At 60.9% G+C, this 12,524-nt stretch carries 15 protein-coding genes; 11 read left to right on the forward strand and 4 right to left on the reverse strand.

Annotated features, from left to right (window positions below):
* The first annotated feature begins 6 nt into the window (after positions 1-6).
* The 6 genes from HGO38_RS02015 to HGO38_RS02040 all read left to right on the forward strand — a co-directional run bounded on the left by HGO38_RS02015 (position 7) and on the right by HGO38_RS02040 (position 5,078).
* Positions 7-210 carry a DUF3126 family protein gene (locus HGO38_RS02015; protein WP_250954241.1) on the forward strand — a complete coding sequence of 68 codons (204 nt, stop codon included), beginning with the start codon at positions 7-9 and terminating at the stop codon, positions 208-210.
* 248 nt (positions 211-458) lie between these two features.
* Positions 459-809 (forward strand): phasin family protein, encoded by a 351-nt coding sequence (locus HGO38_RS02020; protein ID WP_250954242.1) that lies wholly within the window; start codon positions 459-461, stop codon positions 807-809.
* A gap of 252 nt (positions 810-1,061) precedes the next feature.
* Positions 1,062-1,409: an ATP-dependent Clp protease adapter ClpS gene (clpS, locus tag HGO38_RS02025; protein ID WP_250954243.1), complete on the forward strand. Its 348-nt coding sequence runs from the start codon at positions 1,062-1,064 to the stop codon at positions 1,407-1,409.
* A 10-nt stretch (positions 1,410-1,419) separates the two neighbouring features.
* The gene (gene clpA, locus HGO38_RS02030) at positions 1,420-3,915 is read left to right on the forward strand and encodes an ATP-dependent Clp protease ATP-binding subunit ClpA (RefSeq protein ID WP_250954244.1); all 2,496 of its coding nucleotides are present in this window, start codon (positions 1,420-1,422) and stop codon (positions 3,913-3,915) included.
* A gap of 72 nt (positions 3,916-3,987) precedes the next feature.
* Positions 3,988-4,740 carry an AzlC family ABC transporter permease gene (locus HGO38_RS02035; protein ID WP_250954245.1) on the forward strand — a complete coding sequence of 251 codons (753 nt, stop codon included), beginning with the start codon at positions 3,988-3,990 and terminating at the stop codon, positions 4,738-4,740.
* Entirely contained in the window at positions 4,737-5,078 is a 342-nt protein-coding gene (locus HGO38_RS02040) for an AzlD domain-containing protein (protein WP_250954246.1), read from the forward strand. Before HGO38_RS02035 ends, HGO38_RS02040 begins: the two co-directional genes overlap by 4 nt.
* A 3-nt stretch (positions 5,079-5,081) precedes the next feature.
* On the opposite strand, the gene HGO38_RS02045 is transcribed toward HGO38_RS02040, so the two are convergent.
* The 4 genes from HGO38_RS02045 to HGO38_RS02060 all read right to left on the reverse strand — a co-directional run bounded on the left by HGO38_RS02045 (position 5,082) and on the right by HGO38_RS02060 (position 7,948).
* Positions 5,082-5,501 carry an HIT family protein gene (locus tag HGO38_RS02045; protein WP_250954247.1) on the reverse strand — a complete coding sequence of 140 codons (420 nt, stop codon included), beginning with the start codon at positions 5,499-5,501 and terminating at the stop codon, positions 5,082-5,084.
* A gap of 61 nt (positions 5,502-5,562) precedes the next feature.
* Positions 5,563-6,753, reverse strand: coding sequence for a GNAT family N-acetyltransferase (locus tag HGO38_RS02050; RefSeq protein WP_250954248.1), 1,191 nt, complete (start codon positions 6,751-6,753; stop codon positions 5,563-5,565).
* Positions 6,750-7,481: a glycerophosphodiester phosphodiesterase gene (locus tag HGO38_RS02055; protein WP_250954249.1), complete on the reverse strand. Its 732-nt coding sequence runs from the start codon at positions 7,479-7,481 to the stop codon at positions 6,750-6,752. Before HGO38_RS02055 ends, HGO38_RS02050 begins: the two co-directional genes overlap by 4 nt.
* Positions 7,478-7,948: a RidA family protein gene (locus tag HGO38_RS02060; protein WP_250954250.1), complete on the reverse strand. Its 471-nt coding sequence runs from the start codon at positions 7,946-7,948 to the stop codon at positions 7,478-7,480. The genes HGO38_RS02055 and HGO38_RS02060 overlap by 4 nt, the downstream gene beginning before the upstream one ends.
* A 118-nt stretch (positions 7,949-8,066) precedes the next feature.
* Between HGO38_RS02060 and HGO38_RS02065 the strand changes: the two genes are divergently transcribed.
* From HGO38_RS02065 to frr, 5 genes are all read left to right on the forward strand, one after another.
* Positions 8,067-8,894: a cell envelope integrity EipB family protein gene (locus HGO38_RS02065; protein WP_250954251.1), complete on the forward strand. Its 828-nt coding sequence runs from the start codon at positions 8,067-8,069 to the stop codon at positions 8,892-8,894.
* Positions 8,895-9,102: 208 nt separating this feature from the next.
* Positions 9,103-9,873 (forward strand): 30S ribosomal protein S2, encoded by a 771-nt coding sequence (rpsB, locus tag HGO38_RS02070; RefSeq protein ID WP_250954252.1) that lies wholly within the window; start codon positions 9,103-9,105, stop codon positions 9,871-9,873.
* A 265-nt stretch (positions 9,874-10,138) separates the two neighbouring features.
* The gene (gene tsf, locus HGO38_RS02075; protein WP_250954253.1) at positions 10,139-11,065 is read left to right on the forward strand and encodes a translation elongation factor Ts; all 927 of its coding nucleotides are present in this window, start codon (positions 10,139-10,141) and stop codon (positions 11,063-11,065) included.
* Between the two features lie 94 nt (positions 11,066-11,159).
* Positions 11,160-11,882: a UMP kinase gene (gene pyrH, locus HGO38_RS02080; RefSeq protein ID WP_250954254.1), complete on the forward strand. Its 723-nt coding sequence runs from the start codon at positions 11,160-11,162 to the stop codon at positions 11,880-11,882.
* 52 nt (positions 11,883-11,934) lie between these two features.
* A complete protein-coding gene (gene frr / locus HGO38_RS02085) occupies positions 11,935-12,495 on the forward strand; it encodes a ribosome recycling factor (protein ID WP_250954255.1) in 561 nt (186 codons plus the stop codon).
* Positions 12,496-12,524: the final 29 nt, after the last annotated feature.

The raw sequence follows: 12,524 nt of genomic DNA on the forward strand, positions 1-12,524 counted from the left end.
ATTCTCGTGAAACCAGAAGAAATCAAGAAACTCGACGCCTATTTCAAGCGCATGTTCGGTTCGACCATGGTGGTGAAGGCGCGGCCCCGCAAGGACGATTCCGCCGAAGTCTACCTCGGAGAAGAATTCCTCGGCATCGTTTTCCGTGACGATGAAGACGGCGACCTGTCGTTCAATTTCTCGATGGCCATCCTGGACGTCGATCTTTAATTCGGCGCAAGCTGTTCCCGCAAAGCCGCTTCCGATTTTTGCGGGACTTGGGACAGATGCCGGTTGTGTGCGCGTGCTGATATATCTTTTCCATAACAAGGCGGAGGGGCTGGCGCTGTGGTGCCGGCCCTTGATTTTGGTCAAGAATGCAACCTTCGGGTGATGCTGCGCCGCACAAAAACAATTGACATTTCTTGGGCAATTGCTACTTGTATTAGCAACTTCAACTGGGAAGAAGGAGTGCTGGCATGTTCAATTTCGATGAAGCCAATCAGAAGGGCAAGGAAGCCATGGAAACCATGATGAAGAACTATTCCGAGGTGGCCAAAGGTTTTCAGGCGATCGCTGCCGAGGCCACGGACTATTCGAAGAAGTCGTTCCAGAACCTCACGTCTTTCATGGAATCGCTGTCCGGCGTGAAGAGTGTCGAGACGGCGCTGGAATTGCAGTCGGGATTCATGAAATCGTCCTATGAGACCTTCGTATCCGAGGCGACGAAGATGAGCGAAATGTATGCCGATCTCGCCAAGACGGTCTACAAGCCATACGAAGCTCCGATCGCCAAGGCGACCGGCATAACCATGCCGACGGCCGCCTGAGGCTCTAACAGCCACTCATTTCGGCAGAAATGCCGGGGACCGGTCGCGGAAGCGGGGCCGGTCCTTTTATTTTGTGCCGCGTTTCCCGCTGATTTGCGGGCTTTGTCGCGCCATCGGATGCAATTCTGTTTGCACTCCGCCCTGGGGGGCTTAAAATCAGTGAAGAATGGACTACCTTAGTGGACTGAGCGTTCACCTGGGAGAATCGACTTTCATCAACGGCTGGGCTGGACGATTGGAGAATAGACTGAAATGATCGCTAAACCGGTCTTAATGCAGAACCAGCAGGACGGGGACAATGCCAATCGTGGCACCTCCGTCATTACGCGCACGAAGGCCAAGACCAAAAAGCCCAATTTGTACCGCGTTCTGATTCTCAATGACGATTATACGCCGATGGATTTCGTCATCCATATTCTGGAGCGTTTCTTTCAGAAGGATCGAGAGGCGGCGACACGTATCATGCTGCATGTGCACAACCATGGGGTGGGGGAATGCGGTGTGTTTACCTACGAGGTCGCCGAAACAAAGGTAAGCCAAGTCATGGATTTCGCCCGGCAGCACGAGCACCCGCTGCAATGCGTCATGGAAAAGAAATGAGGAATTGACCGTGCCAACATTTTCTCCCAGCCTTGAAAAGGCCCTGCATCAGGCACTCACATACGCCAACGAGCGGCATCACGAATATGCCACGCTCGAACATCTGCTTCTGGCTCTGATCGATGATGCCGATGCGGCTGCGGTCATGGGTGCCTGCAATGTCAATCTCGACTCGCTGCGCAAGACCGTCAGCGACTATGTCGACAACGAACTCGCCAATCTGGTGACCGGCTATGACGAGGATTCCAAGCCGACGTCCGGTTTTCAGAGGGTCATCCAGCGGGCCGTCATCCACGTGCAATCGTCCGGTCGCGAAGAAGTGACCGGTGCGAATGTGCTGGTCGCCATCTTTGCCGAGCGTGAAAGCCATGCGGCCTATTTCCTGCAGGAGCAGGAGATGACCCGCTACGACGCCGTCAACTATATCTCGCACGGCATCGGCAAGCGTCCCGGCACGACCCAGACGCGCACGCCGCGCGGTGCCGAGGAAGGCGAAAGCGACGCCAAGCAGGCCCGCGAACCGGACGAAGGCTCGGCCAAGAAACAGCCGGAAGCCCTGAAGGCCTATTGCGTCAACCTGAACGAAAAAGCCAAATCCGGCCGGATCGATCCGCTGATCGGCCGCCACAACGAGGTCAACCGCACCATCCAGGTGCTGTGCCGTCGTTCGAAGAACAATCCGCTTTATGTCGGCGATCCCGGCGTCGGCAAGACGGCGATCGCCGAAGGTCTGGCCAAGCGCATCGTCGAGGGCAAGGTGCCCGACGCGTTGAAGGATGCGACGATCTTCTCCCTCGACATGGGCACGCTTCTGGCCGGTACCCGCTATCGTGGCGATTTCGAAGAACGCCTGAAGCAGGTGGTCAAGGAACTCGAGGACTATCCGGGCGCCGTGCTGTTCATCGACGAGATCCACACGGTGATCGGTGCCGGTGCGACCTCGGGCGGCGCCATGGATGCGTCCAACCTTTTGAAGCCGGCTCTGTCGTCGGGGGCGATCCGCTGCGTCGGTTCGACCACCTACAAGGAATATCGCCAGTTCTTCGAGAAGGACCGGGCGCTGGTGCGTCGTTTCCAGAAGATCGACGTCAACGAGCCGTCGATCGAGGATGCGATCGAGATCATGAAGGGCCTGAAGCCCTATTTCGAGGACTATCACAAGCTCCGCTATTCCAACGAGGCGATCAAGTCGGCCGTCGAACTGTCGGCCCGCTACATCAACGACCGCAAGCTGCCGGACAAAGCGATCGACGTGATCGACGAGACCGGTGCGGCGCAGATGCTGTTGCCGGCCTCCAAGCGGCGCAAGCTGATCACCGAGCGGGAAATCGAAGCGACGATCGCCACCATGGCCCGGATTCCGGCCAAGACCGTGTCCAAGGACGACGAGATGGTTCTCGCCAACCTGGAGAAGGAATTGCGCTCGGTGGTCTACGGCCAGGACGCGGCGATAGATGCCCTGTCGACATCGATCAAGCTGGCCCGTGCCGGCTTGCGCGAGCCCAACAAGCCGATCGGCTCTTACGTGTTCTCCGGTCCGACCGGCGTCGGCAAGACCGAAGTGGCAAAGCAGCTCGCCGCCTCGCTGGGCGTCGAACTGCAGCGCTTCGACATGTCGGAATATATGGAGCGCCATACGGTGTCGCGTCTGCTTGGGGCACCTCCGGGCTATGTCGGCTTCGACCAGGGCGGCCTGCTGACCGATGGCGTCGATCAGCATCCGCACTCGGTGGTGCTGCTCGATGAAATCGAGAAGGCGCATCCGGATATCTACAATATCCTGCTGCAGGTCATGGACCATGGCTCGCTGACCGACCACAACGGCAAGAAGATCGACTTCCGCAATGTCATCCTGATCATGACGACCAATGCGGGCGCTTCGGAAATGGCGAAATCCGCCATGGGCTTCGGCTCGTCGAAGCGCACCGGCGAAGACGAGGAGGCGCTCAACCGCCTGTTCACGCCGGAATTCCGCAACCGTCTCGATGCGACGATCGCCTTTGCGCCGCTGCCGACCGAGGTGATCCACAAGGTCGTGCAGAAGTTCGTCATGCAGCTGGAAGCGCAGCTGTCCGAGCGCGGCGTCACCTTCGACCTGTCGCCGGAATCGATCGCCTGGCTTGCGGAACGCGGCTATGACGAGAAGATGGGCGCGCGGCCGCTGTCGCGGGTCATCCAGGAGCACATCAAGAAGCCGCTCGCCAACGAGATCCTGTTCGGCAAGCTGAAGAAGGGTGGCCTGGTCAAGGTCGGCGTGGTGACCAAGGATGACGGCACGACGGATCTGCACCTGGAAGCATTTTCCGATGCGCAGCCGGTCAAGCCGAAGCCGGAAGTCGAGCTGCTCGCCGAGGATCATGATGAGCTGACGACCATCACCAAGCCGAAGCGCAAGGCGAAAGCCAAGGCTGCTGCCGTGGTCGAGACGGTCGTCGAAGAACCGAAGGCCGATGTGGAGGCGCCGCGCAAGCGCAGCGCCGTTCCGAAGGTGCCGAAGAAGAAATAAGCCGATAGGCTTTGCAACAACCAGTGCCGGGCCAAAGCCCGGCACTTTCTTTTTGTCCACTGCGGAAATGCAATGTCTGTCGAAATAGAAGAGCGTTCCGCCGGTTTCTGGTTCGTGCGCGGCATGGGAGGAATTTTCTCCCTGCCGGCCCTGATCCTGATGGTCTCGTTTGTCGGCTTCAGCGCCTATGCTTTTGAGGCCGGCCTGACCCGCGGCGAGGCGGTGTTCATGACGGTGACGATCTGGGCGCTGCCGGCCAAGATGATCCTGGTCGGCATGATGGCGAGCGGTGCCAATATCGCCGCCTGCTTTCTCGCCGTCACCCTGTCGTCGATCCGCATGATGCCGATGGTGGCGTCGCTGATGCCGGAGATCCGCACGGAGAAGACCCCGACCTGGGTTCTGCTGTTCCTGTCGCATTTCATCGCCATCACCGCCTGGGTGTTTACCATGCAGCACGTCGGCGCCGTGCCGCGCGAGCGCCGGGTCGCCTATTTTGCAGGTTTCGGGATCACCCTGACGCTCTCCAATACCGCGCTGGTCGCCGTCTGCTACGGCCTGGTGGCGAGTTTTCCGCCGCTGGTCGCCGGCGCGCTGTTTTTCCTGACGCCGGTCTATTTCGTCGCCTCCATCTGGGCGACGGCCCGCCAGACGGCGGTCAGAATTGCCTTTGCCATCGGCATTGTCGCCGGTCCACTGTTTGCTGTGCTGACGCCGGGGCTCGATATCCTGATTGCCGGCATCGGCGGGGGTACGCTGGCCTATCTGATCGACCGATTCGCGATCCGCGGGCGGCGTCGTGCGGTTGCGGAGGATCTGCGATGATGGCGGAGTGGTGGCCCTATATCGTGATCATCGTCGCCGGCTGGCTTGCCACCGATGTCTGGCGCTGGCTGGGGGTGGTGGCCGGCAACCGGCTGCGGGAAGACTCCGAAGCGCTCACCTGGGTCAAGGCGGTCGCCACCGCGCTGGTGATGGCGGTGACGGCCAAGCTCATCGTCTTTCCAAGCGGTACGCTTTCGGCCTCGCCGCTATGGCTGCGGCTGGCGGCGGCGGGTCTTGGCTTTGCGGCCTTCCTGCTGGCCGGCCAGCGCGTCGCGGTCGGCGTCGGGGTCTCGCTGCTGCTGCTGGTCGCCGGGCTTTACGGGCTCGACGTCCAGTAGACCTCAGAGCGCTGCCTTGATCTTCTCGGCATGGGCGGTCAGCACGGCGATGTCTTCCATCGTTCCGGAATGCGGCTTCAACGGCTGACCGTCATGGCGCGGCACGACGTGGAAATGCAGGTGATAGACCGTCTGACCGGCCGCCGGCTCATTGAACTGCGCGACATAGACGCCATCGGCGTCAAAGGCCTCCTTGGCCGCTACCGCCAGCTTCTGCACCACCGGCAGCAGTTTGGCCAGCACCGCCGGATCGGCATCCAGCAGGTTGCGCGAGCCGATCTTGGGAATGACCAAGAGATGGCCGGGCGCCTGGGGCATGACATCCATGAAGGCCAGCGTGTCCTCGTCCTCATAGAGCTTGACGGAGGGGATCTCGCCTTTGAGGATCTTGGCGAAGATGTTGTTGGGGTCGTAGGCGGTCATCACATGTCTCCTCGTTGTCGCGTCTACATACGACTTCCCGCAGGCCTCAATCAAGCGTCCGTCAGTCCTCTTCCTGCTGGCGTTCTCCCTTGCGGAAGGGTGTGTGCTCGCTCAGATATTCGCCGATCTGCTCGACCTCCTGGCGTTCGCGCTGCAGATAATCGGCAACGGCATTGCGCAGGCCGGGATGAGCGATGAAATGGGCGGAATGGGTGGTGACCGGCTGGTAGCCGCGCGCCAGCTTGTGTTCGCCTTGCGCGCCGGCCTCGACGCGCTTCAGGCCTTTTGACAGGGCGAAGTCGATGGCCTGATGGTAGCAGACTTCGAAATGCAGGAAGGGATGGTCCTCGATACAACCCCAATGCCGGCCATAGAGCGCATCGGAGCCGATGAAGTTGATGGCGCCGGCGACATAGCGGCCATTGCGCTTGGCCATCACCAGCAGGATGTCGTCGGCCATGCGCTCGCCGACCAGGGAGTAGAAGGCCCGCGTCAGGTAGGGCTTGCCCCATTTGCGGCTGCCGGTGTCCATGTAGAAGGCGAAGAACTGGTCCCAGATGTCTTCGGTCAGATCCTTGCCGGTCAGCCAGTCGATCGTCAGGCCGTTTTCAAGGGCGGCACGGCGCTCCTTGCGCAGCGCCTTGCGCTTGCGCGACGCCAGCGTTTCGAGGAAGGCCTCGTGATCGGCATAGCCTTCGTTGATGAAATGGAATTGCTGGTCGGTGCGGTGCAGGAAGCCGGCATCCTCGAAAGCGTAGAGCTCGTTGTCGGGCAGGAAGGTGGCATGGGCGGACGAAATCTTCAGCTCGCGCGTCACCTGCTGCAGGCCGGCCGCCAGCAGGGCCTGGGTCGCGTGCAGATCCTGGCCGTCTGCCACCATCAGCCGCGGCCCGGTGGCCGGCGTGAAGGGAATGGAGCATTGCAGTTTTGGATAATAGCTGCCGCCGGCCCGCTCATAGGCATCGGCCCAGCCCTGGTCGAAGACATATTCGCCGCGGCTGTGGTTCTTGAGGTAACAGGGCAGGGCGCCGAGCAACTCGCCCGCCGCACTCTCCATCAGCAGATGATGGCCGAGCCAGCCGGTGTCCAGGGTGGCCGAGCCCGACTCCTCCAGCGCCGACAGATAGGCGTGCGAGTTGAACGGATTGTAGGGCGAGGACGAGCGCTGGGCGGCGCCGGACAGCGTTGCCCAGCGGTCGGCCGGTATGGTCTTGAAGGATCGCTCGATGCGAATGGTGACGTCCTGGCTCATACGGTCGCGATCTGGCTCTCCCTCGGGTCGAAACCCTCGAATGTCATCTGGTCGGCATATTCAAAGGTCCGGGCGCGCATCGGCTCGTCGCGCACGGTCCAGGTGATCACCGGAATGCCGCGGGCACGCTCGGCGGTGATGAAGTCGTTGGGCAGATGGGCCACGGCATAGGAGATAAAGTCGAGCCCGAGCTTCATGGCCTTCTGATGGGCAGAAAAGCTTTCCGCCGTGGCGCCTTCCGCCGTCAATCCGACCGGGTAGGGGCACTCCTGAGCTTTCAGGTCCTTCAGCAGATGGGCATCGAAGCTCATCAGCGCCACCGGCCCCTGATAGCCCTTCAGCACCTCGAGCACGTCTTCGGCAAAGCCTTCGTCGTCGGCGCCGCGGCCCTTGAGCTCAAGCACCAGGGGCACGCGGCCCTTGGTCAGATCCAGCAATTGCTTCAGCGTCGGGATCTTGTCGGCGGTGGCGCCGACCGACAGCAGCTTCAGCTCGCCCGAGGTCTTGGCCCGCACGTCGCCCTTGATGCCGCACAGCCGCTCCAAGTCGTCATCGTGGAAGACGACCGGTACGCCGTCGGAGGCATATTGCAGGTCGCATTCGATGGCAAAGCCGGCATCGATGGCGCGCGAGAAGGCGGAAAGGGTGTTCTCCCAGACGATCTTGTTGCGGTCGTGAAAGCCGCGATGGGCGATCGGCTGGGCTGTCAGCCAGGAGAGGTCGCTCATGGGGCGATCTCGATGATGGCATCGATCTCGACGGCGGCGTTGAGCGGCAGGGCGGCCATGCCGACGGCGGCGCGCGCATGCTTGCCGGCCTCGCCCAGCACATTGGCGATCAGGTTCGAGGCGCCGTTGATGACCAGGTGCTGGTCGGTGAAACCGGGCGCCGAGGCGACGAAGCCGTTCAGCTTGATGACCCGGACGATGCGCTCGAGCTTGCCGTCGAGGGCCGATTTGGCTTGAGCGAGAATATTGATCGCGCACAATTCGGCGGCGCGCTGGGCCGCGGCCAAGTCGACGTCCTGGCCGACGATTCCCTTCACGGCGATGCTGCCGTTTTCCATCGGCAACTGGCCGGACAGGTAGAGCAGATTGCCGCTGATGACGTAGGGAACGTAGTTTGCAGCCGGCGCTGCTGCGACAGGCAGGGTGACGCCCAGCGCGCTCAGACGGCTATCGATGGTATCGGACATTTTCGCATCCTGGATTGATTGTAAAACTGGTAAGAATATTGCATTCAAGGCAATCGCGCCTCGCTTTTGCCCTGACTGTTCATATAGCATCGAAGGCCGAACCAACAGGAGATATTGAATGCTGCGGTCGAGCTTTGCCGCTGTTCTGGCCCTTTCCGCCGGTGCCGTCAGTCCGGCATCCGGGCTTGCAGCTCCTGTTGTGGCGCCGGGTCTGGCGCCGCATCGTGCCATCTATGATATCGAGCTCAAAGAGGCTTCCGAACAGTCCGGCATCGAGAGCATGCGCGGCCGCATGGTCTATGAATTCAACGGTTCGCAATGCACGGGCTATACGACCAGCTTCCGATTCGTCACCGAGATCGAGAGTGGCGAAGAGGTCAGCGTCACCGATCAGCAGATCAAGACGTTCGAGGACCTGGTGACGCGGCGCTTTGATTTCGATTCGAAATCCTACACTGACGACAAGCTCGACAAGGGTGTCCGCGGAGCGGCGGTGGTGGCCGGCAGCGGCATCAAGGTCGAGCTGCAGGAACCGGCGTCGCGCAATGTCGAATTGGCCGATGCCAAATTTCCGGCCGAGCATATGGTCGACCTGATCCGCCAGGCCCGCAACGGCGCGCGCTTCTTCGAGGCGCGCATCTTCGACGGCACGGAAGACGGCGACAAGAGCTATCTGACCACGACGATCGTCGGTCGCTCCGAGGCCGCCAAAGGCGGCGATCATGCCGGCATCGTCGAACAGGCGCTGGCCGAGGCATCCTACTGGCCGGTCTCCATCGCCTATTTCGACGACAAGGCGATCGGCGACCAGCTGCCGGTCTATACTCAGTCGTTCAAGCTCTACGACAATGGCGTGACCCGCGATCTGACGCTCGACTATGGCGACATCGTGCTCAGCGGCCGGCTTGCCAAGCTTGAAATGCTCGAGGCCGCCGGCTGCAATTGATCGCCACCCGGAGTGGTGTTCGGGCCGCAAGGGCGTATTTGTTCGGCATTATGCCTTGATTTCCCGCGGGATTGGTTATATGGCCAGCCGCATTCCACACGTGTGGCTTGGGACTGATCGGGAGAAATCCGATCCGTTCCGCCGGTGGCATCTCGAAAGGATGCTGTTTGTCACGCGGAGGTTCAACCGGAAAATGGAGACTAAAGGCATGTCACTGCCCGATTTTAGCATGCGTCAGCTTCTGGAAGCTGGCGTTCACTTCGGCCACCAGACGCACCGCTGGAACCCGAAGATGAAGCCGTACATCTTCGGCGATCGCAACAACATCCACATCATCGACCTGGCACAGACCGTTCCGATGCTGTCGAAGGCCCTTCAGGTCGTGTCCGACACCGTTGCCCGTGGCGGCCGCGTGCTGTTCGTCGGCACCAAGCGTCAGGCGTCGGAACTGATCGCCGACAGCGCAAAGCGCTCGGCCCAGTATTACGTCAACTCGCGTTGGCTCGGCGGCATGATGACCAACTGGAAGACCATTTCCAATTCGATCCAGCGTCTGCGCAAGCTCGACGAGATCCTGAATTCGGAAGCTTCCGGCTTCACCAAGAAGGAACGCCTCAATCTTGAGCGCGAACGCGAAAAGCTGGACAAGGCTCTTGGCGGTATCCGTGACATGGGCGGCACGCCGGACCTGATGTTCATCATCGACACCAACAAGGAAAAGATCGCGATCGACGAAGCCAAGCGCCTCGGCATCCCGGTCGTTGCCATCATCGACTCGAACTGCGATCCGGATCTCATCGACTATCCGATCCCGGGCAACGACGACGCATCGCGCGCCATCTCGTTCTATTGCGACCTGATTGCCCGCGCTGCCATCGACGGTATCGCCCGCCAGCAGGGCTCTTCCGGTCGTGACATCGGCGGTTCCGCCGAAGCTCCGATCGAGCCTGCGCTCGAAGAAGAAGCAGCAAGCGTCTGATCGCGCTTGGCGGCTGAGCCCTTCGAGGGCTCGCCGCCTTCCCGAAATGGGACCGGGCCGCCCGTCAGTTCTGCTGCCTGGCGGCCCGCTCTTATCGGGGCGTCCCGGCATTTTTGAGTGCCGAACGGGACGATGGAAATTTCCGTGATGGCCGATCTTCATCACGTTGTCACATATCCGGGTACATTTCGTGCCCCAAACAGGAACGCCGGCTGCACCACCCGCTGAGGGCAGGCGTACCGCTTGAAACGACAAGAGGCAAACAATGGCTGAAATCACTGCAGCACTGGTAAAAGAACTGCGCGAAAAGTCCGGCGCAGGCATGATGGATTGCAAGAAGGCTCTGCTGGAGACCAATGGCGACATCGAAGCCGCGATCGACTGGCTGCGCGCCAAGGGCATTGCCAAGGCCGACAAGAAGTCCGGCCGCACCGCTGCCGAAGGCCTGATCGGCATTGCCAGCGCCGGCACCAAGGCGGTTGTCGTTGAAGTCAACTCCGAAACCGATTTCGTGGCCCGTAACGACGCCTTCCAGGACATCGTGCGCGGCATTTCGACGGTTGCCCTGTCCACCGACGGCACTGTTGAGGCCATTGCAGCGGCCACCTATCCGGCGACCGGCAAGTCGGTCACCGACACGATCAAGGATGCCATTGCCACCATCGGCGAGAACATGAACCTGCGTCGTGCCGCCCTTCTGTCGGTCGAAGACGGTGTGGTTGCGACCTACGTCCACAATGCCGCTGCCGAAGGCCTCGGCAAGCTCGGCGTTCTGGTTGCCCTGAAGTCGACCGGCAACAAGGATGTGCTGACCGCCATCGGCCGTCAGGTCGCCATGCACATCGCTGCCACCAACCCGCTCGCCATCCGTTCGGAAGAAGTCGATGCAGCGGTTGCCGAGCGCGAACGCAACGTGTTCATCGAGCAGTCGCGCGCTTCCGGCAAGCCGGATGCCATCATCGAAAAGATGGTCGAAGGCCGCATGCGCAAGTTCTTCGAGGAAGTTGCCCTGCTGAGCCAAGCTTTCGTCGTCAATCCTGAGCTGACGGTCGGCGCTGCGATCAAGGAAGCCGAAAAGGCAGCCGGTGCCCCGATCGAAGTGACCGGCATGGCGCGCCTGCTGCTCGGCGAAGGCATCGAAAAGGAAGAAACCGACTTTGCAGCCGAAGTGGCGGCTGTCGCCAAGGGCTGATCGGCTCTTGTCCTAATGTGGGAAAACTCGGGGCATCGCGTGACAACGCGGTGCCCTTCGTGTATCCGGCATCTAGTTCATTCGAGGAGCCATTATGACTTCAACGCCTCTCTACAAACGCGTGCTTTTGAAAGCCTCTGGCGAGGCACTGATGGGCAGCCAGGGCTTCGGGATCGACGTTACGGTGGCCGACCGGATCGCATCCGACATCGCCGAGGCGCGGGCGATGGGTGTCGAGGTCGGCGTCGTCGTCGGTGGCGGCAACATCTTCCGCGGCGTCGCCGTGGCCTCCAAGGGTGGCGACCGGGTGACCGGCGACCACATGGGCATGCTCGCCACGGTGATCAATGCACTGGCCCTTGCCACGTCGCTGCGCAAGCAGTCGATCGATACGGTCGTGCTGTCGGCGATTGCCATGCCGGAGATCTGCGAGAGCTTTTCGCAGCGCGCCGCATTGCATCACCTGGCCCAGGGGCGCGTGGTGATTTTTGCGGGCGGCACCGGCAACCCGTTCTTCACCACCGATTCGGCTGCAGCGCTACGCGCCGCCGAAATGGGCGCCGAGGCGATCTTCAAGGGCACGCAGGTCGACGGTATCTATACCGCTGATCCGAAGAAGGATCCGACGGCCACCCGTTTCGACCGGTTGACCCATAGCGAAGTGCTCGACAAGGGCTTGGCCGTCATGGACGTCACAGCGGTTGCCCTGGCGCGCGAAAATTCCATTCCGATCATTGTCTTTTCCATTCACGAAAAGGGCGGTTTCGGCGAAATTCTGATGGGCGGTGGCCTCAAGACCATCGTCAGCGACAATTGACAGGCTGCAGGCGCAGGTCTTTGCGACTTCGCGCGGATTACGGGAGAAAGCCATGAGTGCAGGTATCGAACTCAGTGACATCAAACGCCGCATGGATGGTGCCATCAATGCGTTCAAGAGCGATATTGCTTCGCTTCGCACCGGGCGCGCTTCGGCCAACATCCTCGACCCTGTCATGGTCGAGGCCTATGGGTCGCGCGTGCCGCTCAACCAGGTTGCCAATATCACGGTTCCCGAGCCGCGCATGCTCGGCGTCTCGATCTGGGACAAGTCGATGGTGCATGCCGTCGATCGCGGCATTCGCGAGTCCAATCTCGGCCTGAACCCGATCATGGATGGCCAGAACCTGCGCATTCCTCTGCCGGAACTCAACGAGGAGCGCCGTCGCTCGCTGGTCAAGGTTGCCCATGACTATGCCGAGAAGGCCAAGGTGGCGATTCGCCACGTGCGCCGCGATGGCATGGACGACCTGAAGAAAGCCGAGAAGGACGGATCGATCGGCCAGGACGACAGCCGTTCGCTCTCGGAAAAAGTGCAAAAGATGACGGATGAAACGATTTCTGATGTGGATCGCTTGCTCGTCGAAAAGGAAAAGGAAATCATGCAGGTTTAGAGATCCCTCTTCGCCCTGCTGCGATGCCA

This window comes from Rhizobium sp. CG5 (genome assembly GCF_023701945.1).
Lineage (GTDB): Bacteria > Pseudomonadota > Alphaproteobacteria > Rhizobiales > Rhizobiaceae > Allorhizobium.

Excerpts from the sequence above, each read along its gene's own strand:
- HGO38_RS02040 (WP_250954246.1), top strand. The coding sequence starts at position 4,737 with ATGATGGCGGAGTGGTGGCCCTATATCGTGATCATCGTCGCCGGCTGG.
- frr (WP_250954255.1), top strand. The coding sequence starts at position 11,935 with ATGAGTGCAGGTATCGAACTCAGTGACATCAAACGCCGCATGGATGGT.
- HGO38_RS02035 (WP_250954245.1), top strand. The coding sequence starts at position 3,988 with ATGTCTGTCGAAATAGAAGAGCGTTCCGCCGGTTTCTGGTTCGTGCGC.
- tsf (WP_250954253.1), top strand. The coding sequence starts at position 10,139 with ATGGCTGAAATCACTGCAGCACTGGTAAAAGAACTGCGCGAAAAGTCC.
- rpsB (WP_250954252.1), top strand. The coding sequence starts at position 9,103 with ATGTCACTGCCCGATTTTAGCATGCGTCAGCTTCTGGAAGCTGGCGTT.
- HGO38_RS02020 (WP_250954242.1), top strand. The coding sequence starts at position 459 with ATGTTCAATTTCGATGAAGCCAATCAGAAGGGCAAGGAAGCCATGGAA.
- HGO38_RS02045 (WP_250954247.1), bottom strand. The coding sequence starts at position 5,501 with ATGACCGCCTACGACCCCAACAACATCTTCGCCAAGATCCTCAAAGGC.
- pyrH (WP_250954254.1), top strand. The coding sequence starts at position 11,160 with ATGACTTCAACGCCTCTCTACAAACGCGTGCTTTTGAAAGCCTCTGGC.
- HGO38_RS02065 (WP_250954251.1), top strand. The coding sequence starts at position 8,067 with ATGCTGCGGTCGAGCTTTGCCGCTGTTCTGGCCCTTTCCGCCGGTGCC.
- clpS (WP_250954243.1), top strand. The coding sequence starts at position 1,062 with ATGATCGCTAAACCGGTCTTAATGCAGAACCAGCAGGACGGGGACAAT.
- HGO38_RS02055 (WP_250954249.1), bottom strand. The coding sequence starts at position 7,481 with ATGAGCGACCTCTCCTGGCTGACAGCCCAGCCGATCGCCCATCGCGGC.
- HGO38_RS02060 (WP_250954250.1), bottom strand. The coding sequence starts at position 7,948 with ATGTCCGATACCATCGATAGCCGTCTGAGCGCGCTGGGCGTCACCCTG.
- HGO38_RS02050 (WP_250954248.1), bottom strand. The coding sequence starts at position 6,753 with ATGAGCCAGGACGTCACCATTCGCATCGAGCGATCCTTCAAGACCATA.